The organism is Halobacillus sp. SY10 (assembly GCF_045401165.1).
In the GTDB taxonomy this organism is placed as follows: Bacteria; Bacillota; Bacilli; order Bacillales; family Halobacillaceae; genus Halobacillus; species Halobacillus aidingensis.
Map to the genome: position 1 here is coordinate 2,532,278 of NZ_CP174345.1, position 25,387 is coordinate 2,557,664.

34 protein-coding genes and 1 pseudogene are annotated in these 25,387 nt (G+C 42.9%); 9 read left to right on the plus strand and 26 right to left on the minus strand.

Translation table 11 applies throughout. From position 1 onward, the window contains the following. Window positions 1–24: 24 nt before the first annotated feature. Entirely contained in the window at window positions 25–396 is a 372-nt protein-coding gene (locus ACJA3J_RS12835) for a hypothetical protein (protein WP_406944242.1), read from the minus strand. A 334-nt stretch (window positions 397–730) separates the two neighbouring features. Next, entirely contained in the window at window positions 731–1,138 is a 408-nt protein-coding gene (locus tag ACJA3J_RS12840) for a cytidine deaminase (protein ID WP_406944243.1), read from the minus strand. Between the two features lie 235 nt (window positions 1,139–1,373). Here ACJA3J_RS12840 and ACJA3J_RS12845 point away from each other — a divergent pair, with 235 nt between their 5' ends. Beyond that, window positions 1,374–1,898: a peroxiredoxin family protein gene (locus ACJA3J_RS12845; protein ID WP_406944244.1), complete on the plus strand. Its 525-nt coding sequence runs from the start codon at window positions 1,374–1,376 to the stop codon at window positions 1,896–1,898. A gap of 99 nt (window positions 1,899–1,997) precedes the next feature. Continuing rightward, window positions 1,998–2,609, plus strand: coding sequence for a class I SAM-dependent methyltransferase (locus ACJA3J_RS12850; RefSeq protein ID WP_406944245.1), 612 nt, complete (start codon window positions 1,998–2,000; stop codon window positions 2,607–2,609). Window positions 2,610–2,646: 37 nt separating this feature from the next. Here ACJA3J_RS12850 and ACJA3J_RS12855 read toward each other — a convergent pair whose 3' ends face one another. The 11 genes from ACJA3J_RS12855 to ACJA3J_RS12905 all read right to left on the minus strand — a co-directional run bounded on the left by ACJA3J_RS12855 (window position 2,647) and on the right by ACJA3J_RS12905 (window position 9,540). Then, window positions 2,647–3,831, minus strand: coding sequence for a GTP-binding protein (locus ACJA3J_RS12855; protein WP_406944246.1), 1,185 nt, complete (start codon window positions 3,829–3,831; stop codon window positions 2,647–2,649). 11 nt (window positions 3,832–3,842) lie between these two features. Further along, a complete protein-coding gene (locus ACJA3J_RS12860) occupies window positions 3,843–4,982 on the minus strand; it encodes an FAD/NAD(P)-binding protein (protein WP_406944247.1) in 1,140 nt (379 codons plus the stop codon). 607 nt (window positions 4,983–5,589) lie between these two features. Continuing rightward, entirely contained in the window at window positions 5,590–5,859 is a 270-nt protein-coding gene (gene rpsN, locus ACJA3J_RS12865; RefSeq protein ID WP_406944248.1) for a 30S ribosomal protein S14, read from the minus strand. Window positions 5,860–6,086: 227 nt separating this feature from the next. After that, window positions 6,087–6,626, minus strand: a complete 540-nt coding sequence (locus ACJA3J_RS12870) for a GNAT family N-acetyltransferase (RefSeq protein ID WP_406944249.1) — start codon at window positions 6,624–6,626, stop codon at window positions 6,087–6,089. A gap of 77 nt (window positions 6,627–6,703) precedes the next feature. Then, the gene (locus tag ACJA3J_RS12875; RefSeq protein WP_406944250.1) at window positions 6,704–6,958 is read right to left on the minus strand and encodes a hypothetical protein; all 255 of its coding nucleotides are present in this window, start codon (window positions 6,956–6,958) and stop codon (window positions 6,704–6,706) included. Window positions 6,959–7,202: 244 nt separating this feature from the next. After that, the gene (locus ACJA3J_RS12880) at window positions 7,203–7,460 is read right to left on the minus strand and encodes a hypothetical protein (protein WP_115894653.1); all 258 of its coding nucleotides are present in this window, start codon (window positions 7,458–7,460) and stop codon (window positions 7,203–7,205) included. Window positions 7,461–7,478: 18 nt separating this feature from the next. Beyond that, entirely contained in the window at window positions 7,479–7,721 is a 243-nt protein-coding gene (locus tag ACJA3J_RS12885; protein ID WP_406944251.1) for a hypothetical protein, read from the minus strand. A gap of 1 nt (window position 7,722) precedes the next feature. Beyond that, a complete protein-coding gene (locus ACJA3J_RS12890; RefSeq protein ID WP_406944252.1) occupies window positions 7,723–8,157 on the minus strand; it encodes a hypothetical protein in 435 nt (144 codons plus the stop codon). A gap of 9 nt (window positions 8,158–8,166) precedes the next feature. Next, complete coding sequence (locus ACJA3J_RS12895; protein WP_089652161.1) at window positions 8,167–8,349, minus strand: hypothetical protein; 183 nt, start codon at window positions 8,347–8,349, stop codon at window positions 8,167–8,169. Then, on the minus strand, window positions 8,349–8,900 hold the full coding sequence (locus ACJA3J_RS12900; RefSeq protein WP_406944253.1) for a GNAT family N-acetyltransferase: 552 nt from the start codon (window positions 8,898–8,900) through the stop codon (window positions 8,349–8,351). The genes ACJA3J_RS12895 and ACJA3J_RS12900 overlap by 1 nt, the downstream gene beginning before the upstream one ends. Then, window positions 8,836–9,540, minus strand: coding sequence for a pyridoxamine 5'-phosphate oxidase family protein (locus ACJA3J_RS12905; RefSeq protein WP_406944254.1), 705 nt, complete (start codon window positions 9,538–9,540; stop codon window positions 8,836–8,838). Before ACJA3J_RS12905 ends, ACJA3J_RS12900 begins: the two co-directional genes overlap by 65 nt. A 116-nt stretch (window positions 9,541–9,656) precedes the next feature. Between ACJA3J_RS12905 and ACJA3J_RS12910 the strand changes: the two genes are divergently transcribed. Then, window positions 9,657–10,274 carry an acetate uptake transporter gene (locus ACJA3J_RS12910; RefSeq protein ID WP_406944255.1) on the plus strand — a complete coding sequence of 206 codons (618 nt, stop codon included), beginning with the start codon at window positions 9,657–9,659 and terminating at the stop codon, window positions 10,272–10,274. A gap of 30 nt (window positions 10,275–10,304) precedes the next feature. On the opposite strand, the gene ACJA3J_RS12915 is transcribed toward ACJA3J_RS12910, so the two are convergent. Beyond that, complete coding sequence (locus ACJA3J_RS12915; RefSeq protein WP_406944256.1) at window positions 10,305–10,559, minus strand: hypothetical protein; 255 nt, start codon at window positions 10,557–10,559, stop codon at window positions 10,305–10,307. A 12-nt stretch (window positions 10,560–10,571) separates the two neighbouring features. Continuing rightward, on the minus strand, window positions 10,572–10,826 hold the full coding sequence (locus ACJA3J_RS12920) for a hypothetical protein (RefSeq protein WP_406944257.1): 255 nt from the start codon (window positions 10,824–10,826) through the stop codon (window positions 10,572–10,574). Between the two features lie 214 nt (window positions 10,827–11,040). Between ACJA3J_RS12920 and ACJA3J_RS12925 the strand changes: the two genes are divergently transcribed. Continuing rightward, window positions 11,041–11,430, plus strand: a complete 390-nt coding sequence (locus tag ACJA3J_RS12925) for a sporulation protein (RefSeq protein ID WP_406944258.1) — start codon at window positions 11,041–11,043, stop codon at window positions 11,428–11,430. Window positions 11,431–11,581: 151 nt separating this feature from the next. Here ACJA3J_RS12925 and ACJA3J_RS12930 read toward each other — a convergent pair whose 3' ends face one another. The 4 genes from ACJA3J_RS12930 to ACJA3J_RS12945 all read right to left on the minus strand — a co-directional run bounded on the left by ACJA3J_RS12930 (window position 11,582) and on the right by ACJA3J_RS12945 (window position 15,386). Then, a complete protein-coding gene (locus ACJA3J_RS12930) occupies window positions 11,582–12,481 on the minus strand; it encodes a metallophosphoesterase (protein ID WP_406944259.1) in 900 nt (299 codons plus the stop codon). 327 nt (window positions 12,482–12,808) lie between these two features. Beyond that, entirely contained in the window at window positions 12,809–13,312 is a 504-nt protein-coding gene (locus ACJA3J_RS12935; RefSeq protein ID WP_406944260.1) for an N-acetyltransferase family protein, read from the minus strand. 249 nt (window positions 13,313–13,561) lie between these two features. Beyond that, window positions 13,562–13,858 (minus strand): hypothetical protein, encoded by a 297-nt coding sequence (locus tag ACJA3J_RS12940; protein WP_406944261.1) that lies wholly within the window; start codon window positions 13,856–13,858, stop codon window positions 13,562–13,564. 388 nt (window positions 13,859–14,246) lie between these two features. After that, the gene (locus ACJA3J_RS12945; RefSeq protein WP_406944262.1) at window positions 14,247–15,386 is read right to left on the minus strand and encodes an FtsW/RodA/SpoVE family cell cycle protein; all 1,140 of its coding nucleotides are present in this window, start codon (window positions 15,384–15,386) and stop codon (window positions 14,247–14,249) included. Between the two features lie 128 nt (window positions 15,387–15,514). Here ACJA3J_RS12945 and crcB (ACJA3J_RS12950) point away from each other — a divergent pair, with 128 nt between their 5' ends. Continuing rightward, the gene (crcB, locus tag ACJA3J_RS12950) at window positions 15,515–15,889 is read left to right on the plus strand and encodes a fluoride efflux transporter CrcB (protein WP_406944263.1); all 375 of its coding nucleotides are present in this window, start codon (window positions 15,515–15,517) and stop codon (window positions 15,887–15,889) included. Further along, window positions 15,889–16,257 (plus strand): fluoride efflux transporter CrcB, encoded by a 369-nt coding sequence (crcB, locus tag ACJA3J_RS12955; protein ID WP_406944264.1) that lies wholly within the window; start codon window positions 15,889–15,891, stop codon window positions 16,255–16,257. Before crcB (ACJA3J_RS12950) ends, crcB (ACJA3J_RS12955) begins: the two co-directional genes overlap by 1 nt. Window positions 16,258–16,297: 40 nt before the next feature. Here crcB (ACJA3J_RS12955) and ACJA3J_RS12960 read toward each other — a convergent pair whose 3' ends face one another. From ACJA3J_RS12960 to ACJA3J_RS12970, 3 genes are all read right to left on the minus strand, one after another. After that, entirely contained in the window at window positions 16,298–17,008 is a 711-nt protein-coding gene (locus ACJA3J_RS12960; protein ID WP_181898684.1) for a GDSL-type esterase/lipase family protein, read from the minus strand. A gap of 185 nt (window positions 17,009–17,193) precedes the next feature. After that, window positions 17,194–17,457 carry a hypothetical protein gene (locus tag ACJA3J_RS12965; RefSeq protein WP_406944265.1) on the minus strand — a complete coding sequence of 88 codons (264 nt, stop codon included), beginning with the start codon at window positions 17,455–17,457 and terminating at the stop codon, window positions 17,194–17,196. A 159-nt stretch (window positions 17,458–17,616) separates the two neighbouring features. Then, complete coding sequence (locus tag ACJA3J_RS12970) at window positions 17,617–20,013, minus strand: M14 family zinc carboxypeptidase (protein ID WP_406944266.1); 2,397 nt, start codon at window positions 20,011–20,013, stop codon at window positions 17,617–17,619. 468 nt (window positions 20,014–20,481) lie between these two features. On the opposite strand from ACJA3J_RS12970, the gene ACJA3J_RS12975 reads away from it, so the two are divergent. Beyond that, window positions 20,482–21,615 (plus strand): S8 family serine peptidase, encoded by a 1,134-nt coding sequence (locus ACJA3J_RS12975; protein WP_406944267.1) that lies wholly within the window; start codon window positions 20,482–20,484, stop codon window positions 21,613–21,615. 259 nt (window positions 21,616–21,874) lie between these two features. Here the strand turns inward: ACJA3J_RS12975 and ACJA3J_RS12980 are convergent, their stop codons facing one another. The 3 genes from ACJA3J_RS12980 to ACJA3J_RS12990 are packed head-to-tail and all read right to left on the minus strand — an operon-like array spanning window position 21,875 to window position 22,677. Continuing rightward, the gene (locus ACJA3J_RS12980; RefSeq protein WP_406944268.1) at window positions 21,875–22,150 is read right to left on the minus strand and encodes a hypothetical protein; all 276 of its coding nucleotides are present in this window, start codon (window positions 22,148–22,150) and stop codon (window positions 21,875–21,877) included. Further along, window positions 22,147–22,467 (minus strand): hypothetical protein, encoded by a 321-nt coding sequence (locus ACJA3J_RS12985; RefSeq protein WP_406944269.1) that lies wholly within the window; start codon window positions 22,465–22,467, stop codon window positions 22,147–22,149. Before ACJA3J_RS12985 ends, ACJA3J_RS12980 begins: the two co-directional genes overlap by 4 nt. Window positions 22,468–22,497: 30 nt before the next feature. After that, window positions 22,498–22,677 (minus strand): hypothetical protein, encoded by a 180-nt coding sequence (locus ACJA3J_RS12990; RefSeq protein WP_406944270.1) that lies wholly within the window; start codon window positions 22,675–22,677, stop codon window positions 22,498–22,500. 500 nt (window positions 22,678–23,177) lie between these two features. Here ACJA3J_RS12990 and ACJA3J_RS12995 point away from each other — a divergent pair. Beyond that, window positions 23,178–23,261, plus strand: a pseudogene (locus tag ACJA3J_RS12995) (hypothetical protein); the annotation flags it as partial. A gap of 592 nt (window positions 23,262–23,853) precedes the next feature. Further along, on the plus strand, window positions 23,854–24,864 hold the full coding sequence (locus tag ACJA3J_RS13000) for a DUF3231 family protein (RefSeq protein ID WP_406944271.1): 1,011 nt from the start codon (window positions 23,854–23,856) through the stop codon (window positions 24,862–24,864). Between the two features lie 240 nt (window positions 24,865–25,104). Here the strand turns inward: ACJA3J_RS13000 and ACJA3J_RS13005 are convergent, their stop codons facing one another. Next, the gene (locus ACJA3J_RS13005; RefSeq protein WP_115894873.1) at window positions 25,105–25,290 is read right to left on the minus strand and encodes a DUF6366 family protein; all 186 of its coding nucleotides are present in this window, start codon (window positions 25,288–25,290) and stop codon (window positions 25,105–25,107) included. Window positions 25,291–25,387 lie beyond the last annotated feature (97 nt).

Consider the following 25,387-nt stretch of genomic DNA (forward strand, 5'->3'; position numbering starts at 1 on the left):
ACACCTCAACTATATGTATGACCTTTATTCAAGGACCGTGATTTCCTTCGCTGTCACTTTCCTGCTTTCAGGATCTTCCGTGATTTCTGTACTTTCACTGAGCTGCACTCGAATTTTGAGAAGTTTCTCCTCTCTTGCTTGTTCTCTGAACGTTTCCATTTTCAAGTTCTCGCCATCATTTGTATGGATCGGGGTATCATGGGGAACGAGAACGAGACAAGGCCACCCTTCTTCTGTCTCATCATCCACCTCTCCATTTTCCACTGCCGATGAGCACTCGACTTCCAGACCGCCGACCTTGACTTCTGTCACATGACCTTCGAAAGCATTGACGTCTTTCCCTGCTACACTGCACCCCACGACTAAAAGTAAAAGAACGACAAATAATTTCTTCATGATGTCTCACCTTTCTGTGAATTCGAGCACACTACGACAGCGCTCTCCGTTGTATTATTACTAAAAGCGTACCATGTCTGGAATAAATTGAAAATACTGACATGGGTTTTTAGTCATATTTTGTAAATGTTTATAGGATATAAGATTTATTATTGAAGTTAATGATAAAGGTTTGAAAGTCACCGATAAAATGGCGAAAGCGACTGATAAAATCAGCAAACTCACTGATAAAAGCTCAAAAGCCATTGATAAATCCTCGTTGCTTTGTTTCCTTAAATAGATACATCTATCCACTTCTTCAACACATCCAAATCTTGATCACGGATCCGAAGATTCATTCTTCTCCCTCATAGGCTCTGGACCAGTGATGGGGCTGAACTTCAGCAAGTGTTTTAAACATGAGCTCTTCACCTTCATGTGTGACAGCGACTTTCACATCATCTCCCCAGTAAAACAACCGTTCCTGACAAACCCCGCAAGGCGACAACACTTTGAAAGAAGAACTTTCATCGTCACGAGCGATACACAGGGAATGTGTGACCCGTTGGTTCCGTTTGTGAGCTTCAAGGATCGCCCCTGTTTCCATGCAGAGATTCACGGCATCATTGATCACATCTGGAGCGACACTCGTCAGGATGGTTCCGTCCTCAATCCTCACCGCCGCAGCCCCTCCCCAACCGCTTGGATACCTATGTTCAACTAACATTCTCGCTTCATCATATAGTCGTTGTTCCTTGTCCATTTAAATCGACCTCTTTCATTTACAATCTATCTTTGTATACGACTAAAAATGGCAAAAGTTTCATAAGCATCCGCTCAATTATTATAATTATCTTAAAATTTGGTTAACCTATGGAAAAAGGATCTTTTTCTCACTTCAGAGTCTATATAATGGAATCGTTCGAGAATTTTATCGTCACAAATGCGAAGCGGATGGATGATCTTGAAGGAGTACCATCAGGAAAGGAGGAGCAGCTATGTCTGAGTTGAGGCTTGGGGATCGTGTTCCAAACTTTATTTTGCCTACTGTCACCGGAGAACAATTTTTATTAGAGTCCCATAAGGAAAACAATGAAGATTGCTGGCACTTGATCGTTTTCTTTCGAGGGTCATGGTCAAAAGAGTGCGTACGCGCGTTGAAACAAATCGAGGACCATCTCGTAGAATTTTCTAAAGAGAATGTCACGATGATAGCGATTGCAGCAGAAAACACGCGGGAATTGAAGAGGATGGTAGAGAACGAGAAGCTTACCTTTCCCATCTTAGCTGATGAATTCCTCTCCATTATTGAAGCATTCGGGGTTTTTACTGAACATAGACCTGGTAACAACGAAGCTATCAGCGCCTTCGGTGAGCCTGCCTGTTTCCTCATCAATCACTCGGGAGAATTGCTTTATCAACAAAAACAGACCGGTCCATTCGGCAGGGCTTGTGCAGGGGATTTGTTGAGGACGATTCTTCACCTTAAAAGTCAGGAACAAACAAAGGGGAGCGCATCCTAGCGCTGCCCTTTTCTGTAAGCCTATGGTGCTCAATTTTGAGATCAGACTATGTTATACTGGTCTGAAGTAAGAAAAATCAGACAAAGCGGTGAACGGGTTATGTTAGAAGATACAGGCGAACGGGTCATACCGAAAAAAATGGACCCGATGAACAACATGCTCCTTGAGCACATTGCGCGGTACATGTTTTCCACCCCTTATGTAAAAGGAAGGGTATTGGATATTGCGTGTGGCACCGGCTACGGAAGTCTCAAAATAGCCAAAGAAACAAAAGAGAAGATTGATGAAATCATAGGCGTGGATATTTGTGAAGATACCCTGCAATATGCGGTTCACAACTACTATCATCCTTTGCTCACTTTCAAACAAGGAGACGCGATGGATGCTTCCCTCCCTCAGGAAATCGGAACATTTGATACGATCCTCAGTTTTGAAACGATCGAGCATGTTAAAGATGACCGGTTGTTCGTGGAGCGTATGTACAATTTATTAAAGCCAGGTGGCACCCTTATTCTCTCCACTCCATTCGGCGAAGGAAGGGATTACGCATCCGGGCAGCCCTTCCACTATTTTCAATTGACACCGGAGGAGTTCGAGGAATTATTCGAAGGCTTTTCTGAAAAAGAAATCTTTAATCAGCGCGGCGTCACTATTGAACCTCCACGTGAAGGAGTCTATTATCCTTTGGGTGTTGCTGTATGTAAAAAGTAGGGACTCTAATTTAAGAGTCCCTACTTTTGTATGATCTCTATTCTTGTGTCGAAAACGCTGGCAGCGGATCTTGAAAATCAGACCAGTTCCTGTCCATCTCTTCCTCTGTCAACAAGCAACGATCCAGCGTTTGGATGATGTCTTCACGGTCCATATCAATCCCAATGAACACAAGTTCCGTCTGACGATCTCCGTAGCGGGCATCCCATGTCTCCTGCAGCTGCGGATCTTCTTCAAGCAGCTCCGCCCTCTCCTCTTCAGAAAAGGTGGCGATCCAATTTCCCGCTCCCTGGATCATCAAGGATGATCCAGCTTGGGAGAGGAGTCCGGCATCATCATTCCTTGTCGCAAGCCAGAAGAAACCTTTTGAACGGACGATGCCCGGAGGCCAGTTTTCCAGCCAGTGCATGAAACGTTCAGGGTGGAAAGGTCTCTTTCTACGATAGACGAAGGATCCAATCCCATATTCATCTGTTTCTGGGACATGTTCATTGTTGAGTTCTTTGATCCAGCCTGCTCCCTGGCTCGCTTTCTCAAAGTCGAACAATGACGTGTCCAGCACCTCTTGCAGTGGAACCTCACTGAACGATGTTTCGATGATTTTTGCTTCAGTGTTCAGTTGCTGAAGGACAGCTTTCAGTTCTTTTCGATCGATTTCATCCACGAGGTCAATTTTATTCAAAACCAATACATTGGCGAATTCGACCTGATCAATCAAAAGGTCGATGACTTCCCGCTCATCGGTTTCATTCGCAGCTTCTTCCCTGTCGAGTAACGATTCTCCCGAAGCGTAATCGTCCCAAAAGCGATAGACATCGACGACAGTCACCATTGTATCCAAGCGACACGTTTCACTCAGATTGATGTCGAGCGCCTCATCGATATACGTGAAGCTTTGAGCGACGGGGATCGGTTCAGAAATCCCCGTCGATTCGATGACGATGTGATCAATATCCATCTCTGCTAGTTTTTCGACCTCTTTGATCAGGTCCTCCCTTAACGTGCAGCAGATACAGCCGTTCTGCAGTTCCACAAGTTTTTCTTCTGTCCGAGAGAATCCCCCTTGTTTAACCATGGAAGCATCAATGTTCACTTCACTCATATCATTTACGATCACGGCGATCTTCCGGTCTTCTTTATTATGAAGAAGGTGATTGAGTAATGTCGTCTTTCCCGAGCCCAAATATCCACTCAGCACGGTTACTGGTATTTTTCTGTTCATATTCTTTCCTCCTAAATAGCAGCAATCCTTTCCGCTGCTCTTCTCGCTCCAGCTATATTTCTCGCAGAAGGGCCGATTTCAAGTTCGGCAAGCGCTCCTGCTACATACAAACCAGGTCCCCACTCCAGATGGGCGTCTACAACAGGAAAACCACAGGGAGCTGTCCGAAGTGCGCAAGAATGTATGACACCCTCCAGCCACTCCATTCCCGGAACACATTGATCAGCACCCGTAGCAAGCAGCACTGTCTGCGCCTTGATTCCATCGTTTTCTTTTAGAGAAAGATGAATGTGATCCTTAACATACGCAGCCTCTTCTATTTGGTCAGTGATGATTTTCAATCTCCCTTCACGCTCATGGCGTTTCAGTTTCACGGAAAGGCCGTTCGTAATCGATCCGCGATGACGTGCAGCTTTGATCATTTCGCGGCGCTTTTCATAACACGTCACTTTGTGAAAATCATTCATATACTTCGGACCGAGCCACCCAGGATCACTATCGAAATCTTTAATCCTGAATGGGTGTCTCTTCAGAAGCGTCACTTCCTTCTCCCCATCCATCGCATACGTGTTAGCCAAATGAGCTGCAGATATCCCACCACCTACGATGACCAACGAGCCACTTATCTTAACTTCATCTGATGAAAACAGATGACCCATGCGCTTATCAGACAGATCTGCCCATTCTGGAAGGTGAGGACGATTATTGACCCCGATGGCAAGCACGACCCGTTCAGCAGAAATCGAACGTCCATCTGTGTTGATCTCCCAACCGTCTGTCTTCTTCTCCAAGCCCGTGACCGTCGCCTGCATCCAAAAGTCATTCCATTCATATCGCTGGAAAAGACCTTCATGGTAATCATTAAACAAATCAAGCCTTGGGCGGTCGTACCTGCCGATGAAGGGTTGTGCATACTCCTCTTTTTTGCTGAATTTCCTCAGGCTATGAGGGTCAGGATCCAAGTGGTGGACCGAAGTTGAACGCAGATATTTCATTCCTACGCGTCTGGTGAGTGTCTTCCATCTGTGAAGTGGATCCTCGTGCGGATCGATCACTTTCAAGCTCGGGGTGTCTGCTTTTTTTGAATGTAAAAGGTAGGAGGCAACCGTACAGCCTTGGATTCCTCCACCAATGATGACCCATTTATACAACGAGCCACCTCCTCTTTCTTGTTATGTAAGGGCGCGGAAGGAAGAAAATACACTTCACTCCGCTGAACCTCTTATGCTTGTCGGGGCTGAGCAAGGCCTCTGCACATTTGTATATGATCCGGTTCCGACACCCAGATGCTCGAGACATAAGCAACCTCACTCTGTGGCAAAGACCGCCACGACGTGATTTTGCTTATGCTTGTCGCATCTACCGGGGTGTCTCCACACTTGCTCTCCGGCCAGCTCCGAGGCCTAGCCCCTCGAGGTCATAAGTGTTTCAGCTGCGTGAAGAAAGTACACTTCACTCCGCTGAACCTCTTATGCTTGTCGGGGCTGAGCAAGGCCTCTGCGCATTTGTATTTATCCGGTTCCGACACCCAGATGCTCGAGACATAAGTAACCTCACTCTGTGGCAAAGACCGCCACGACGTGATTTTGCTTATGCTTGTCGCATCTACCGGGGTGTCTCCACACTTGCTCTCCGGCCAGCTCCGAGGCCTAGCCCCTCGAGGTCATAAGTGTTTCAGCTGCGTGAAGAAAATGCACTTCACTCCGCTGAACCTCTTATGCTTGTCGGGGCTGAGCAAGGCCTCTGCGCATTTGTATATTACCAACTGGATTTTTTCACGCCTGGGATTTGGCCTTTGTGGGCGTATTCTCGGAAGGCGATGCGGGACATGTTGAATTTACGCATGTACCCGCGTGGTCTTCCTGTCACTTCACAGCGTCCTGTGAGGCGTGTGGGTGAGGAATCTCGGGGTAATTTTCTTAACGCTTCGTAGTCCCCTTTTTCCTTCAACTCTTTACGCAGGACTGCATATTTTTGAACCATCGCTTGGCGTTTCTTCTCTTTTGCCACTTTTGACTTTTTAGCCATATCTTCACACCTTTCAACAAATAGTAATTATTACGATTTAAAAACGGTCAAAAAAATAGGATGCTCTTTCATTAAGAAACAACACCTCAGTTGTAATAGTAACGATTACGAATTACATCTTATAACAGGATTTTGATTTTGTAAAGGGAGAAGCTTTCATCTATTTATCATCCAGCTTCACCCTTGTCCATCTATGCTAATTCACATCAGTTCACCTTACCACTCAATTACCACTCTCTACGGAGCAGAGAATAGGTATAATGGTCATAATAGGTGCCTTTATAGTAATGTTTATCCCGGAATATACCTTCACAAGTGAACCCTAATCGTTTTAGCAAATCGGAAGAACGTTGGTTCTCAACCGCTACATAAGCGTGGATCCGGTTGAGGCCCATGTTTTGAAACCCGCTGTTGATGCAGGCCACCAAAGCCTCTTTCATCAGACCTTTGCCCCAAAAGTCAGGATAGAGGTCATATCCGATTTCCGCCGTTCGATTCTGACGGTCCCACAAATGGAAACCGCACGTCCCCACAGGAATCCCGCCCATCTCTTTACTTTCCATTACCCAGCGGTTGTACCCTTTTTCTTCGGGGTTTGCGAACCATTCGACTAAGGCATGAGCCTGGTCATAATTCTCCAAGTCTTCTTCATCATATAAAAACTCACAGACTCTGCGGTCACTGAAGTGTTTTAAAATGAAGTTCGTATGCTTCCGGCTCACGTTCACCAGATTGAGGCGTTCGGTTTCCATTGGCGGAAAATACACAGCCTCCCCCTCCTCCCTTTATTTAAGGTCTTAAAGTTATGTATGGTCAGTCGTGCACATGCCAAGTATATTCCTTACTAATGTTTCTGCTTCACCCTTTTATGATTACTCAATTCGCGAGCAAGTACTGAACGCTGCCACCCTCTCTTTTTCCAATCTTTCCATTCATCAGAGGTTTGGTAAGACAGGCGAATATGATAATAGTTGATGTGCTCGCCGATAGCAAACACAAGCAGGAACAACGCCCACCAGTTAGCAGAGTTTGTGAATACCCAGTGAGTTACCCAGATCCCTGCAGCAAGGATAAGCAGCACAAGGTTGGTCTTTTTCAACCTCCAAAACCAGTCATGATGTGACTCATGAAGTTCTGTCTTTTTCTTTCGAGAAATCCTTTTCCATTTTAGAAACCAGTAAACCGTCCCTTGAAGTAAAATCCATTCCAGGAGAAAAAAACAGAATACGGACAAAGGAGTAAAAAGGATTGCCTCAATGAGAGCTATTCTTTCTAATATGAAAACATACATCAGTAGAAATAGGGTGAGGGCCGTCCCCTCCCCTGTAAATAATCGAAAAAATCTACTCTCTAATTTTCTCTTCACGCTTCAGAGCTCCCATTCTCCTGCCGGCTCTCCATAAAAGATGAAGGATCCCGGCTGTAATCGCTCCATAACCGATAAAATAGAAAACGATGAAATAAAGAAAAGATCCATAATCCTCGAGTTCTGAAAAAGGATTCGAGACAATGTAGCTTTCATTTCCAATGGCAAATAGATAAAGAGGAACAAAAATCAACCAGAAACGCTTCCAGAAATAACGTTTGAATTCGTCCTTCATTCCCAAATCCCTCCATCCTTAATACGTGCGCTTTGTACCCGTACGTTCACTTTCGCTTGAGTCGTCCTCCGATAACTGTTCATTCAATACTTCGACTTCCTGTCTCAGCATCTGAAGCTCCTGTTGGATGCCTTCCAGTTCATAGGAATAATCCTGTTGTGGAATCGTTGGACCGTTATTTCCACTCGAAGCGGCACAGCCGGCGAACAGGATACATAAGCCGAGAAAATAGATCGGACCGCGAAGCTTTTCCATTTCCACGTTAATCTTCCTCTCCCTGTATGATTGATTGTATATACGATGCATCTCTTTCTGAAATCGTGAAAAAGGCGGCATCCTGCCATGTGCCGTTTCGTTCTTCTGCCAAGACCGCCCCATCGTCCGTGAACCATATTCTGTGATCGGCCAATCCGACGGACCTTTGCGGGCTCATCAGTTTAAGGGAAGCATCGGGTTCAGTGATATTTACCGTGACCCCTTCCGCAGGTTGTTTCTGCAGAAGAATGCCAAGTAAAGAATCCAACTTTGCTGGTTGGTCGACATCTGTCAGGACCGCCCCATTTGGAGGCTGACTTTCTCCCCCCTCTTCCTGGATCATGATTTGATAGGAGGATTCATCAGATGTGACGACACCAACGAGATACCCTCCACCGAAGACAACACCAACGCCTATTACCCAAAAAAGAAATTTCCACATATGTATGAATCACCTTTCTTTATTCTTTTGCCTCCAAAGGAGAGCGATGACAAGAATGAGGAGGCCTGCCAAAGCGCTCAGAAGATGAGCGATGAGGTATTCACCACTGCGAAGGTATCGGATCAAGAAAACGCCTCCAAAAATCAGCATCATCGTTGTAGCGAACATGAGGAAGAAACGGTTGATCTCCATCAGTATCCCTCCATCAGAAATTCTTGCCGCAAGCGGGAAAACATGAGCGAATCATGATTGTGATCGTTCTGGAAGAGGTACCCTCTCAAAACCCCTTCCTCTTTGAATCCCAATCTTCTCAAAAGCCCTGAAGAAGCTTCATTTTGAGGAAAAGTCACGGCACCCAGCCTATATAGACCTAACTCACGAAAAGCATAGTCGACGACAGCGGATACAGCTTCTGATGTCATTCCTTTCCTCCAGAATGCGGGATCGAGTTCATAGCCCACTTCCGCCTTTCTACTATAAGGACTCCAATTGTTCAGTCCGACTGTTCCGATGAATGCATTCGTCTCTTTCCAGATGATTCCCCAGCGGATACTCTTTTTCACTGCAAAATTGTCCCTGAAAGAACGAACAATATTTTCCGCTTGTTCGCGTTCTGTGAGGGAAGGCATTCCATAATACTTTGTGACCTCATCTTTCGACATGATGGCATAGTAGCGGTCAATATATTCGTCCGTGATTTCGACCAACTTCAAGCGATCTGTTTCCAATTCGTAAAAATCCATGTTCCCCACACCTCTCAGTAAAGTCGTTTTGTGTCCTTTCGTGTAAACGCTTAGTGACCGCTTCTTCATCCAAGTCAGGAAGTTTGGCGTGCTCCGCCAGCATTTTTGCAGCGGATGGACGTTCTTCTTTTGCAAGCCATGTGCCCGGATCCCATAAACCTGAACGTTTGAATGCTTTTGCACAATGAATGAAACATTCCTGGACTTCTACGGCGATTCCGAGAGAAGGAACGTTTCCCTTATGCGCCATTTTTTCCAGGAGATCCTCATCAGCAATGATGCAGGCTTTTCCATTGACCCTCAACGTCTCCTCAAGTCCAGGGATGAAAAAGATCAAACCTGCATGAGGGTTAGCTAACAGATTTTTCATCGAATCCACTCGCTTATTCCCCGGCCTCTCTGGGATGATGAGGTATTTTTCATTCAGGATATGAACGAATCCTTTCCCGTCCCCTCGAGGTGAAACATCACAGCTCCCTGATGAATCTGAAGTCGCCAATGTTAAAAACGGGGATTGTTTAATGAACTGGACACAGTTTTCATCCAAATGGTGGATCACCTTATTGTTCACAAGTTTACTCGGTTCGCCTGTGATCCTGCGCAGTTCTTTTTCATCTGTAATCACATGCTGGAACATCATCCACTTCCTCTCCATCCCTTGAAATCTATGAAAGTTTCGCTTACATAAAAAAACTCATTGCATGCCCACTATTTTTTATGTAAATTAGACAAGTATGTTTTTAGGAGGGATCATCTATGAATCAATCAACAACGACTCAACGGGTACAAATGACTGCCGCAGACCCTTCCGCGATCGGACTCTTTGGACTCGCTATGGTTACACTTGTGGCTTCTTCAGCCAAACTCGGATGGACGGACGGCGTATCTTTCGTTCTTCCATGGGCGATTTTTCTCGGAGGTCTTGCCCAGCTGTTCGCAGCCATTCAGGATGCGAAACATAACAACACGTTTGGAACGACAGCTTTTGCTGCATTCGGACTCTTCTGGTTCGGTGTAGGAACGTCCTGGCTCATCGACTTTGGTGTCTTCGGAGAAGCAGCGGCCCAAGCGGTGGATCCCCATCAACTGGGCATCGCCTACATCGGTTACCTGATCTTTTCCATATTCATGACTGTGGGTGCGATGGAAACGAACAAAGTGTTGTTCATCATTTTTGTTTTGATCGATTTCCTGTTCATCGGCCTTTCCCTGTCTACGCTGGGAGTTGCTCCACATGCCACACACATGGTAGCAGCCTTAGCTGAATTAATGATTGCGATCATGAGCTTTTACGGTTCAGCAGCAAGTGTTTTGAATGTCCATTTCGGAAAAGTCACCCTGCCGATCGGCAAACCGTTCGGCATTTTCAAATAAAAGCAGGCCGGGAGCCCTTCCCGGCTTTTTTTAATTGCTCAGTCGAATGTACAAATTCTTGAGTTCGTTCGAAAAAATAAAGACGAGACCCACGCTCATGAGAACCCAACTGAAAATCATCGGAAACATGAGACGCCCCTGTTGAATCGCACTCCAATACTTTCCTGGAGGATTGCCCCACCCCTCTAAAAAGGATATAGATACAACCGTTCCTACGGATGTGAAACCAAAAAGGATCACGCCGCAGATAAAAAATAAAATACCGCACCAGTCTTTTTTCGCCATTCTCCTTTTCTCCTAACTATGAATCGCTTCTTCCGCTCTATGACGCTCGATTTTCCTTACATAAAATTTGAATTCTACGCTGTAATCATACCTGTGAACAGGTGAACCGACGGATGGCGTATTGCTGACCGTAGCCACCCGATACTTCACGCCATCTGCAGATAATTTCGAAGCTGCTTTATAATATTCTTCTTGAATAAATGTCGTATAAATGAGTGTCTTTTTATTGGAAAGGATGTAATGGAGTAAATTCATGATGCCATCCATGGAACGTCCCCCTTGTTGATGTATTTACTTTATCATAGATTTTTTCCAAGATTAACCTCTATTCATGTAATTTATAGTCGGTTGCTGAATTTTCGAAAAATGATTGACGGGAGGTACACGCTCGAATATGATACAACTATAAATTGAAATGATAGAGTTCAAAGCTTGTTGGTTAGCAGCCGTTTTGAACGATGGAGATAAGGAGGCGTTGACAATGTTAGCGAAGCTATTTAACTGGTTCGGACCTGGCCTGCCCAAGGTCGACTTGGTTCTCTCTAAAACAGAATATGTTCCCGGAGAAAAAGTGACCGGATCCTTCCATCTAATCGGTGGATTGAATCAACAGACCATCCAGCGTCTCGAATGTGACTTGATGAAAAAAAGACCAGGAGAAAAACCAAGCCTCTTACAGCCGGTAACGACGGTTTTAATGAACCGTGAGCTCGATCCAAAAGAAGAAAGTGAATATCCGTTTCATTTCATTTTACCAGAGACACTGGATTTGGATGATCCGGAGACGACCTATATCCTTCAAACTAAACTTGTCCTGCAAAATGATGCGAAAACGTCAGATATGGATGAGATTCATATTGTCATCCGTTGAAAATATGAAAAAAGCGGTACTCATCGCGTAGTACCGCTTTTCTTTTGATTATATGTTTACATAATAAAATTATTGTAATCTAAGGTTAAGAATCCCATAATATATACATAGATTTAAGTGAATACTTGGAATCTTCCATCGAAATTCTTCTTTATTCTTCTGCCCCGGTTAATTGGAATTCTGTGATTTCCGGTGGATTGTTCACCCTTACCGGAATCATACTTAAGCCGATGCCACGGTTGACATACAGGCTGTTTTCGTCATTGCCATATTCTTCTTTCGTCCACCCATCTACACGGGCCTTCCCTTTAGCAACAAGATCTTTCCATGACCAGTGCGGGGTAAACGGGATTCGTATTTGCCCGCCATGCGTGTGACCGGCGACCGCGGTGGATGCAGCTCCCTCTGGAATTTCATCAAACGATTCAGGATTGTGCATCATGACGAAACGCGCATCCTCTTCTTCTATATTTTCAAACGCGCGGGGAATCTCATCTTTTTCCGGCCACCGAGCTCCGATTCCTGTCAGATAAAGAGGTTCATCTGCCCTCTCATTTTCCAGAGCTACAGAACGATTGTGAAGAATTTCAATATCAATGTCCTTCAGTTTCCTTCTCACTCGTTCAGCTGTCTCTTCGCTCGGGTCTACCTTACGACTGCTCATGTTGTAGTCATGGTTTCCGAGCACGGCATAAACAGGAATGCCTTCCTCTGTTAAAGGCTTTAAATAGGATTGAACTTTTTCCATTTCATTCTGGTGGTCATTCACGGATTGATAGACATAGTCTCCGAGGAGAACGACTGCATCCGGGGATCGATCTATGATGCGGTCCACCACATCTTCAATTAGTCCATCGTTATCCAGCCACATCCCTACTTGAAAATCACCGATCGCTATGATCTTTCTATCTTCCCATTCTTCAGGTAGATTAGGAATCACAGCCTCTTCTTCTTCTACATCTATCGTATAGGGCTCCACCATTCCCCAAGTGAAGAGAATCACAAGTACGGTTAACGGAATATATAGGATCATTCTTTTTTTCAATTTCATCATTCTCCCTTCCTTGATTAAAATGCGACGGAACTTGTGTCACTCAGGAACACGTTCAGCTGCCCATGTACTCTTCCAACTATGTAAGCCATTACGGGGCTGAAACACTTATTGTGAACGTCCTTACACATCGTATTCGTACAGAATCCATACCTGTTTCGATGAATTTCTAAACGTGTACATTTTCATTTTTCTATGAAAAATTGCATTCATACTCTAGGACCTTTAGGTTGAGCCAAGGTGCTGGTCATGGAACATTCAAAGAAAGGGCCCTGAGTGATTACTCAGGGCCCTTTTCTTATCAACCTTATGAATCCATCCGAACGATCAAGACATACTCTCTTCTGTTAAAGTCCACAAGTAAATCGTTTCCTTAAGCCTTTTTCCATCAATGGTGATCGTGACCTCTTCCACTCTTTCACCGCCCATCGCTTCATAAAACCGACAGGCAGGATTTTCTGATAATACTTTGACCCTCATCTTTTGGTGACCCTTTTCCTGCAAATCATGAAGGATGAAAGAGAGCAAAGCTTTTCCTGCCCCGCGGCGCTGAAACCTTTGCCGTATGTATAATGAACTCAATTCGGCATCGTAAGTCCCGTAAGTTGAGGAATCGTGCCATGTAGCAAAGCCGGCGGTCCCTTCCTCATCTTCCGCTAAGATGATGTTTGAAGATTGGATGTTCTCCGTCCAAAGAGCTTCTCTTTTTTTATAGGTCAGACGATCCAAGTAAGTGTCTGGGACCAGTCCTCGATAAGTCTCGATCCAGGCATCCACATGGATTTTTGCTATGGTCGGAACATCCGCCCGTTCAGCTTTCCGTATCTTCATGACTCACCTCCTTATCGTTTGATTTCTATGATGGTAAAAGTAAATCGCTACGTAAATATGGAGAAAAGCCCCGCCTAATCTTCATCTTTTCTCCCACCAAAACCGAAGCCTGATTTCCCCCAGTAAATTAGAAACATGGCTGGAGCCACAATCATCGCGATAGCCATGATCAAATTGATGAAATTCATAAGGTCCCTCCTTAATATTCATCCTCTTATAAAAACTTTCACTACAACAAAGTGAGGTTAATCATTTTTCAGGTATTAGAACTGTTCGTTGAGTCGGAACACGAGCATTAGTGACAATCTGTGGGTGCAGCGTATATGTTTTCCCATCAATCTTAAATGTGTATTTTCCATCGCTCGTCACTTTTCTTCCTTGATTTTTCAATTCCAACTCAATAGCCTTCACATAGTTCGTATGATCTTTGTACCATTCATCCAAATGCATGACAATATTGCCCTTCTGATAACCAGAAGATTTGTAGGCAAAATATCCAATAAGTAAGAATGGAGTGAAAAGCACGAGAAAGATCAAGATCTCCATAAGCACCCCTCCCTCCTTTTACAGTGAAAAACCAATCCGTTATCTTTTACGGTTCTTCCAAATTCTTTAGGCAGTGTTGCCCTCACCGGTTACTATACTAACGAATGAGCGTGGGGTTACGTTTCATCTTTTTTGAATTTTCTCTCTATTATCTTTTCCTATTCTAGTAAATCCAGTTGCTATTTAGTATATTCCGCCTTTCTTTGGCGCGATTCTCCACTCCTTTCGCGCGATTCTCCACTCCTTTGGCGCGACTCGCCCTCTCTTTCGCGCGATTCTCCCCTCCTTTGGCGCGACTCGCCCTCTCTTTCGCGCGATCCACCTATTCCTCGAGATAAGCACCATAACCAAACAAAAAAACGCCACCGTAATCGGTGACGTTTTCCACTTATGCAGCTATTTTTTCTTCTTGTCCTTTTTTAATCTTTGAAATGGCATGGATGTTGATCAGCATTCCGGCAGAAAACATCATCATGAGTAGCGACGTTCCCCCGTAACTGACGAACGGAAGTGGCACACCGGTTAATGGCAGTAGTCCGGTTAAACCACCGAGGTTAATGATCGCCTGGATGCCGATCAAACCAGACACTCCGATGGCAAGCAGGCGTCCGAACGTATCATGGCTCTCCATACTGACATAGAATCCACGCAGCACGATCAATCCAAGTAATAATAACACCACGCCGACACCAATCACGCCTAGTTCTTCAGCAATGACGGCCATGATGAAGTCGGTGTGAGCTTCAGGTAAGTATCCGAGTTTCTGGACGCCAGCACCAAGTCCTGTGCCGAACAACCCTCCATTATGTATCGCAAGGTAGGAGTTGATCAGCTGGTACCCGGCATCATCGGCGTATTCAAACGGTTGATATGCTCCGTCGAAACGGGAAAGCTGTTCTTCACTGAGACCGAAATTGTACATGAAGATCGCCCCTGCAAGAGCAATCCCGATCATGGAAAAGAGGTGAACCTTTTTTAATCCGCTTGACATGATGATCAGTCCTGAAACAGCGAGGGCAATCAGGGCTGTCCCTAAATCCGGCTGTTTTAAGATCATCGCAACGACCAGCATCATCAAAATGATCGGTGGCAATAAGGCTCTCGTGAAATCTTCGATATACCCACTCTTCTTCGTAAAAATCGTCGCCATGTAAATGATCAGTGACATCTTGGCCAATTCAGCCGGCTGGAATTTTCCAAGCCCTGGAACAGGCAGCCAGGATTGAGCATTGTTGGACGTATGTCCGAATACGAATACCAAGGCAAGGAGGATGACCGTTCCAAGCAAAATCAGCTTGAATAAGCGGCGGTAGTTTTTGTAAGGAAAGATGATCCCTATAAAGAGGGCGAACAACCCAAGCCCCCAGGACATCAGCTGCTTCTTGAAAAAGAAATCAGGGGTTACTTCATAAACCATGACACCACTGACCATACTGGCACTGTACACCATCACTGTGCCGAATGCAGATAAAGCCAATACGGCGAATAGGATTGTAAAATCAACGTTCTTCAAAATTCTGCGTATCATGCGTAACCCTCTTTCGTTTGGTACTATTATGTAAATTATAAGGCTTCTTGCCTTGTAAAAAAAGCATTCCTTTCAAATTACTCCGAAAGTCTATATAATAACGATTAGGTTTGTAGGAGGTTTGTGGAATGATTTATTTTTATGTCGGAATAGGTGGGATGATTGGCGCATCTTTTCGGTTTCTGATCGGTGAATGGCTGAAGAAACCCGACCAGTGGTTTCCTTATTACACGCTGACTGTCAACTTGACCGGAAGCTTCATCCTGGCGTGGTTCACCATGGGGATTGTTGTGAGGTATTCCCTTTCTGCAAAATGGAAAGCAGCGCTCGGAACAGGGCTTGTCGGTTCGTATACGACTTTCTCCACCTTGAGCATGGACGCCGTTTCTCTCTATGAACGTGGAGACCTATTACTCAGCCTTCTTTACATAGCCATCAGCATTTTTGGCGGTCTAGCCTTCTCTATGCTCGGATTCACCCTCGGCCGAAGGAGGGCTTCCTGATGCTTACTAAACTTTTACTTGTTGGCGCGGGAGGATTTATCGGAGCGATTCTCCGGCATGGGATCAGCCAGTGGATCAGTAAGCGTACGGTATCCGCTCTCCCTGTCGCCACCCTTTTTGTCAACCTGCTCGGCTCTTTTGTCCTCGGTCTTATCACAGGACTTGATCTTTCAAAATTCTGGGTGCTCTTCTTGGGGACAGGCATCCTCGGTGCATTTACAACCTTTTCTACCTTCAAGTTGGAATCGATCCAGCTCCGTTTCAAGAAGAACTGGAAAACGTTCATCTTGTACACCGTCCTCAGCTACACGCTTGGAATTACTTTAGCCTGGACCGGCTTCCAATTGGGTAGATTATTCGCCGGTTGAAAGCCATCAAAAAGGACTTCCTCACAGGGAAGCCCTTTTTTTATTCACCGAAATCATACGCTTTGATGATCCGCATCGTCAGCTTTTCATACCCTTGTTCATTCAAATGGACAGCATCACTAAAATAACGCGACGACTTTTCTTCATACAAATCGTTCGTTGGTATAAACGTGACACCCTCATAAGACGCTACGATCGACTGACTCGTTGCGTTCCAGTCTTTGATGATTTGACCGATCTCAGGTTTGTCCGGATAAGGATTGTACAAACCGAGAAACAAAACCGGTGCCTCTGGATTTTCCTCGCGGATCTGATCCAGGATTCGTTTGACATTCTTCTCATAATCCTTTTTCCCAATGGCGATTTTATCTTCATTTAATGGAGAAAGGTCTCCTCCATTACTTTTAATGATATCGTTCATTCCGATAAAAAATAGAATGTAGTCCGCATTTTCAATCGATTTCATTACGGTTGCTTCGTTCATTTGGCCGAGCATTCCATCACTTTGCTGGCCGGGAATAGCATAATTATCAACAGTGACCGGATCGTCGTGGTTTTTATCGAACCACTGTTGTAGATTCTCGACATACCCATGGCCGCTTTCATCTCCCACTCCGTAGGTCAATGAATCACCGAGAGCGACGATTTGTTCTTCTTTTTGATGTGACATCGATGATTGGAACCCGAAGACTCCGAGGCCAATGGCAACCAGTACGAGCAATCCGATCCACCATTTCCGATGTTTTTTCATAAGCTGCACCTCCGAATACGCCACTATTTCCCCGCATATCAATCGCCAAAACATAAAAAAGATAAATAGAACAAAAGCACGATGAATGGATACACTTGTTGTAGTCCGTTCTTCGTGCTCGTTTATGAGTCCGAGTGAATGGTTTTATGCTTGGTCTTTTGCCTTGTGACAATCCTTTCACGAACTTAGTGGTACAAATCACGAATCTGGTTCAAGTCTTCTATAAATTGACTCGATTCTTCTTGACTCAACCGAACGAGCATCTGTTCATTCAACGTAAGAATTTGGCTATCTTCTTCATCTTTATGATTATTCAAATACTCATAAATTGTATCCAATTGGTCTTTATTAAGAGTGGATTGAGTCGTAAAATGCTTCACTTGATTTAGTACAAACTCGTCGTTGACACGATCAAACTCTCCTCGAATTATTTTTCCGTTAACATCCACGCTACCAACTCCTTTATGGAGATAGTTTATTCCAATCGACAAAATAATATAAACGCTTAGTCAGAAAGGACCTACCTTTCTTTGAGTGCAGAAACAAAAAAAGACCACCCATAGTCATCCAGAATTTGGTTGACTATGGGTGGTTTATATAAAGCACTGCTATTTAGTGTAAATGGCGTTGGAGAAGAGGCGGAATAAGTAATCCGTGTGATCACGGAAGCCTGCTTCAAGTCCAATGAGTGTTACGTCCTGCTCCTGTTCTTTGATAATGACCGGCTGTCCTTGAGCACCCGCGCGGTCTTCCCAGTGCCCCGCCATAAAGAAGTTACTACTGTCTTTATAAGTGGCATGGACATCTGCTCCTTCCACATCCGTATACCAAACAGGGCGATAGACGAAACCATAATCGGTTTCTTCATAACCAGAAGTCAGAGAACCAGAATCGTAATTCACTCGGACGATCCCATTACTATTGTAGCTGCCTTTATGCACAGTCACATCCGTCAACCCCAGTTGTTTCGCGGCATCGGAAGCGCCAGCTCCAACAGCAATATATTTTCCTCCATCCTCAACAAATGAGTGGATGTTTTCTTTAAAGGCCTGGTACTGTGCTTCATTTTCGAGCCCGAATTCAGCGTTCGCAGACCAATTGTTATATGAAATCAAGCTTGATGTGCCACTGTAGAAAAACACATCTGTATCTCCTAATCCTTGCTCTGCCAGTTCTCTTGGTGTGATTTCTTGAACATCAAACCCTAATCGTTCCAAAGCTAAAAGGGTGCCTGCGTGGGATTGAGCTTTGTTCATACCGCCGTCTTTTAGAATCGCTACTTTCTGAGAAGTTAATGGTTCACCATCAACACCCTCGACCGATTTGACGGTAATGCCAGATGCTTCCACAAGTTTCCTCAATTCAGGTGACTTGTTTGCATCCACATAGAATTGCTCCCCATCCATGGTCACCTTAAACCCGTTCTTGACCAAGGAATTCACAAGATGAATAGCTTTTACAGAAGAGTTAGGAATCACATATGGACCGTTTCCGATTAACTTCCCATCGGCTTTTACTTTGTTCACATCGTTTGTCTTTACATTGAAGGAGCTGTCCGCTTCAACCTCTACCGCATCAAAGCCCCATAGTTCTGGTAAATTCCAGGCAGAAATATCATACATCGATGGTGTGATGTCGGTAATATCTTCTCCATCCCACAGCATCGTGTTTGCAAGTCCAGCTTTTGCCTGGCTCATGTCTACGATATACGTTCCCGCCGGGTACGAGACACCATCATATTCGAATGCTTTCTTCGACTCAGAGACATCAATATCATTGAACATCAGATGCTCAACGGCTTTTTCGGTTGCCGTTGGGTCTGTTTCATCTACGGGTAAAATGTACGCCTGCGGGAAGAATCCTTCTTTATGGTACGGGTGATCAAATTGGATGCCGCGTTTGAATACTTCGATTTGGTCTTTGATCATTTGTTCTTTGTTATCATTGGAAAATTCAAGTGCTCCCATAACCGCGTCATAATGCCATTGGACGCCATCCCAGTCATTCGTCGGTGCTTCAAGTGTATACCCATATGCTCCGTGGTACATCGCATACATCGGTGTAAAAATCGGTGGATAATCATCCCAGCCTGCCTGATCATCTCGCTGTGGAATGTATGTACCTGTCATCGATTGGTAGTCGACGCCTGAAGTATTCGTATTTTCATAATCTGTACGATTGTCTACAATGCTTCCTTCCATGGCTTCAGCCTGATCAAGCGCCCACCTCGAGAATAAATCATACTCGTAGTTCGGATTGTGCGGCGGTGTACACGGCTCGATTAAACCTGGATGACCTGGCCCACCATAGCCTTTCACATAGCCATGCAGATCAAGGAACATCATGGGATTCCACTCTTTGATCAACTCCACGGTATGTTTGGTTTCTGCTTGAGACTGTGTAATAAAATCTCTGTTCAAGTCAATACCATTGCTGTTAAAACGTGTCGCATCGATCCGGCCGTCTGGATTCGCGACGACATTAAAAATAAGAATATGATTTTCAAGGAGCTCCTTCGTTTGCTGATCATTGGCTGTCGCAAAACGCTCAATCAATTGCAGCGCAGCATCTGAACCTACAAACTCCGTGCCATGTATAGATGCATTAATCATCACCGGCACTTTAAAGTCAGGATGTTTTTCAATAAATGCCTGCGCTTTTTCAGGGTTCTTGAACATTTTCTTTCGCAACGATTTTTGGTACCCATACTTTCCTTTGGCTGTTGGATCGGAGATGGTTACCGTATAAAGATCATGGCCGCCGGATGATTCCGCCGAACTTTCCACTGTAATCCGGTTACTTTGTTTGGCGATTTCCTGTAATTTGTCGTCCACCTTCGAGTACTTCAAAAAATCATAGTTTTCACTGTTAAAAAGACTGCCATCTTCCTCCTGCAGTGTTTCATTCACGTTGACATTGTGCCATTTAGGCGCCTCTGCTGCGGTTGTTAGAGGAGCAGCAAGCATCGTAATGGCTGCCATTCCAAATATGACTGTTTTTTTCATTATTGACCCCCTAGTCTAAAAGATATAATTACTAGTTTATACCATTAGTAGAATAAACTGTATAAACCGATTCTACTGTTTAAAGGGAGTCCTTTTGTACTACGTTAATCGATTAAAGTTTTCGATTTCATTTACCTTAGCCGGTTCTCTTTCCATACATTTAACCAAAAAAACAAACCTTAATGTAAACACAAGGTTTGTCCGCAAGCGTTGATGGAGATTTCTTTATCCTTTCCGTTCCTAAGGATGACCCTCTCTTTCCTCTATCGACTTCTATTTTTAAAGAAATGACATTGAAAGAACGATCCCATTATCAAACTTGCCCAAGTTGATCCTTCAATCAGCCTTTAAGCGTCCTTTTTCACCTACCCATTTCCCAAACACCAGTCACACCACACATGTTATCATAATGTTAACACTATTCAGAATTTAAAATTAATTCTGGATAAAAATTAAAGGGGGAATTGGATGCATAAACACATGTGGAAAGTAGCCGGGTTTATGTTAGTGTTTGCTTTAGTTTTTTCATTCAATAACATAGCCCAAGCTTCCGTTGAAAAAGCGGCTGAGCAAAAGGCACAGGTGGAAGAATACTTAATTGGCTTTAAATCAAAAGTGAACCAGAATGCCGTAAAAGGCGCAGGAGGGAAAGTACTTCATGAATATAAATATATGAATGTTGTACATGCCAAGCTGCCGGAACAAGCAGTAAAAGCCTTATCCAACAACCCTAATGTAGCTTATGTAGAGAAAGATCATACCGCACAAGCAACAAGTCAAACGACGCCCTATGGAATCTCCCAAATTAATGCGGATGATGTCCAAGCTCAAGGAACGACTGGGAATGGCGTAAAGGTAGCTATTCTTGACTCTGGTATTGATGGAGCACATGAAGACTTGAACGTAGCTGGCGGAGAGAGTTTTGTCAGCGGTGAACCGAACGCCTTAGTGGATGGAAATGGTCATGGTACCCACGTAGCTGGAACGGTTGCAGGTGTAAATAATACACTAGGTGTGCTTGGTGTAGCACCATCTACTGAGCTCTACGCTGTAAAAGTATTAAGCAGCGAAGGCAGCGGTTCATACAGTGGAATTGCTCAAGGAATTGAGTGGGCCATTAGCAATGACATGGACATTATTAATATGAGTCTCGGCGGAAGCCGCGGTTCGGCCACTCTAGAACAAGCGGTAAACAATGCTGATTCTCAGGGCCTATTAGTCGTAGCTGCTGCTGGAAATGAAGGATCTAGAGGGAAGAAAAACACCATCGGTTATCCTGCAAAATATGAAGCAGCCATGGCTGTTGGTGCTGTAGATAGTGCCAATAATAGAGCATCATTTTCCAGTGTCGGGGATGAACTTGAAGTAATGGCTCCTGGTGTTGATATTTTAAGTTCTGTACCAGGTAATGATTATGAGCGCTTTAACGGTACTTCCATGGCAAGCCCGCATGTCGCTGGGGCAGCTGCTTTACTATTAGCAGATGATCCTGCATTAACGAATGATCAGGTTAGACAAACATTAATTGACACAGCTGTTCCTCTTGGTGATTCCTTCTATTATGGAAACGGAGTGATCGACGTACAGGCTGCTGTTCAATAATACTCAACAGCAGCTCGGACTGTTCAAGGATTTAAACTAACATAAAAAGCGTATGAAATCAGATCTTTCATTCTTGATTTCATACGCTTTTCTTTTATAAGGAATCAGTAAATTTCGTCACAAATGATATAAGAGTATTAAGTAAGTTAACAAATGATATAAGAGTATTAAGTAAGTTAACAAATGATATAAGAGTATTAAGTAAGTTAACAAATGATACCCCTTAATAGGGAAGATGTTATTTTGCACAAAAATTCTCTTAATCTTGTTTTTCAATAGTTTTGTAATATTCAATACCTAAAATAACTAAACCCAAGACTGTAATGATTACTCCTAATATGAATGGAAACCCTAAGAATAATGACTGTACGACTTCATCACCATATTGTTTATCACCAAAAATTGCGTGCCATAACTTTGACTTTCCAGACCATGACGTAATTTGAGTTGCATATATAGCTCCAGATAAAATTATTGTTAGTGTTATTAATAATCCACCTAACATTATGAATCCGCCAATTATGATTCTTTTCATAAAAAACTCTCCTCCCTCTCTCTTGTTTTATATTTTCCTTCAAGTTCTTTCTGGACTTTTTCTGTTAATTTCAATCCTTCTTTATTATGCTCTTCTTCAAATTCAACGCCGTTAGGAACTATTCCATCGTTATCCCAATCAATCCATCCCCCATACTTCTTAACCCATTCAAATAACTCCAGCTTCAAATCGAGTTTTATTGGAATTTCTTCTATGTCAAGGTTACAATTACAGCGATTACACCAGATAGGATCTGCGCCCACATCTCCTTCAACTTTTAATTCATTCGTTTCTTTTTGTTTACATAAACATCTCATATTATTTCCATCTCCATTTATGACCTTAATTTAAATTTCTTCAGTACCCTCTGACCCTTCAAAAGACACCTCATATAACCACTTGAAAAATGTAGTAAAAAAAGAGATCCCAATAATGTCAACGAGCGTCTGATTATCAGTTGAGAACAATACATTCCATAATAAAAGGCCGACAATCATGCAGAAGAAGAATTTAATATAACTTATCATTTTGACCACCTCTAACCTTTACACGAAGACTCATAAACAGTCCTACTTCGATATTTACATTTCGTTTCTAATAGTTCTACGAAAGAAGGACCTATCTCGTTTCACCCTTAAAATTATGTAGCTGACTCCTCCACAATCCTTCCCGATTCTTCACTAAAAAAAGCGATCATTCTTATTGAATAATCGCTCCCGTTTCTAGACTCAGATTCTAGATATCTTTTACTCTTTTTTTATTTAGCACCCATCTGCACAATACAATTTGTATGAATTAGAGCATTTTTACATACGTTCAAATACTCGCATTACTACGGTAATACTCTACCGCTTCTCTCAATCGTTTATTTTCCTGCTTAAGTTCTATTATGTTACTCTCTTGTTTCCTTTTGTAAATTAGTAACCCAACTACGACTAATAAAGATATCCCCCACCCTATTAAATAAATGGTATCTGGTTTTTCTTGAGTAATCCAAATTAAAAATCTATACTGCAATATCGTAATAAATGCAAAGGGAACGGCATTAGTATACAAAGTCCAGCTATTCCCACCTAGTTTTGCTCGCACTAATATCAGCATTCTTGCTGTACTAAATTTTGATCAACAGGTTCTAAAACCATACTGCAGGGCATAGAAATTGCATTTACTTGACTTGGAGATATAATAAGTAATCAAATAATCATTGGAACCAAAATAAATCGTCTCATCAAACACCTCAACCAATTTGTTTTGGCTAGTATCCCCTATTTTAAAGTCATTAATTATTTTGGTTACCCGCTTTAACTGTTTATTTCATAAGTAAAGAAAGAGCAACCACTCATATTGAGTAATCGCCCCTGATACAAGAAGATTCGAAATCAAGATATTATTTCATCAGCTACGTAATTAATGGCACAACATTTATTACAGGCTCCTCAAATGGATGGATAATTTTTATTAAATTCCTAATCTTCTCCATATTCTCATAAGACGACTTAAACTCCATTTTACACTCTCATCCAAATTCCTTTTTATTCTTTTCACCTGAATAAAGGTTAAGTAGACCTTGAATACCACCTTCTTTCAAAGTGCTTAGGATCCATTGTCTTTTCCGTTTAGATAAACCACAACTTCATCATACATATATAGTTACATAATGGATAAACTGAAGGTTAGACCACATTTGATTTGGAGTGAAGACAATGGAGTTCATTCAACAAAACGTCAAGTTAACATCGGCCGAGATATCAAATTTATGGGCTACATACATGAATGACAGTGGTTCCATTTGTCATTTAAAATATTATCTCAATACAGTAGAAGATACTGAAATTAAATCTGTTATTCAATATGCATTAGACATTTCACAATCGCACGTTAACACAATAACAGAGATATTTACTCGGGAAGGTTACCCTGTTCCTCATGGTTTTAAATTAAATGAAGACGTTGATGTGAATGCACCAAGGTTGTTTTCTGATACTTATTATTTAAATAATGTTAATCAAATGGGTAAGATTGGTTTAAATGCATATAGCACTGCTTTACCTGTTGCAGTAAGGGAAGATGTTTATAGCTTTTTTAGTCAATGTATAAGTGAATCAGATAACCTTATCAAACAAACGAATGATATATTATTGGCGAAAGGACTGTATATCAGGTCACCATACCTCCCGAAACCTGAATCCTATGATTTTGTAAAACAGAAAAGTTTTTTGGCAGGCTTTTTTGGAGAAAAAAGACCCCTTATAGGTACCGAAATCACAAACCTATATACCAACTTTCAAAGGAACGCATTAGGGGCAGCCACCTTAATTGGTTATAGCCAAGTTGCCCAGGATGAAGAAGTAACACAATTCCTATTAAGAGGAAAGCAAATCGCAAATAAGCATTGTGAAATATTTGGTTCATTTCTAAAAGAAAGTGATTTACCTTGTCCTATGACATGGGATACAGAGGTTACTGATTCTATTACGTACACTTTTTCTGACAGGAAAATGATGTTTTATACAACAAGTTTAATTGCACTTAGTGTAGGATATTACGGAGGAAGCATGTCCATGAGTCCAAGAAGGGATATTGGCGTTATGTATAGCAGATTAGTTGCGGAAATATTAAAATACGCTGATGACGGGGCTAAAATCATGATTAAAAATGGGTGGATGGAAGAACCTCCACGGGCATTAGACCGTGATGAACTATCCAAAAAATGAAATAGTAGAGGATAAAAGCAAAGTTCTTGAGGCAATTACTCCCCCCAAGTAGTTTTCCTCAATGTAAACACCTCCGTACTGAAAGTGTATGCTCACACCAAAGAAAAACTTGTAGTTAACCAGACTCTTTATAAAATTTGTTTTACAACAGAATTAGGGGCAATCATCTTATAAAACAATCGCCCCCTATGCAGGAAGACTTGAATCTGATATATACCTTATTGTTTTATCGTATGACTCTTATCGAAAGAATAAGGCATAAATTATAAACCCAGCTACTATTAGGAGAATAAATATACCTGTTCCCTTCCAGCCTAAGCCACCGACTAAATCTGCAAGGTTACTTCCGTGACCACTACTTGAAGGATTGCTTAACTCTTTTTGTCTTAATCTTTCTCTTCTTTCTTCAGGAGTTTCGTTTCCCATCTAAGTCCTCCTAAAATCATATCTCTTATTACACATACGATACTAAACCAATTTAGTTTCAAAAATTGCTATTATCTCGAAACTGAGTTTTCAACTA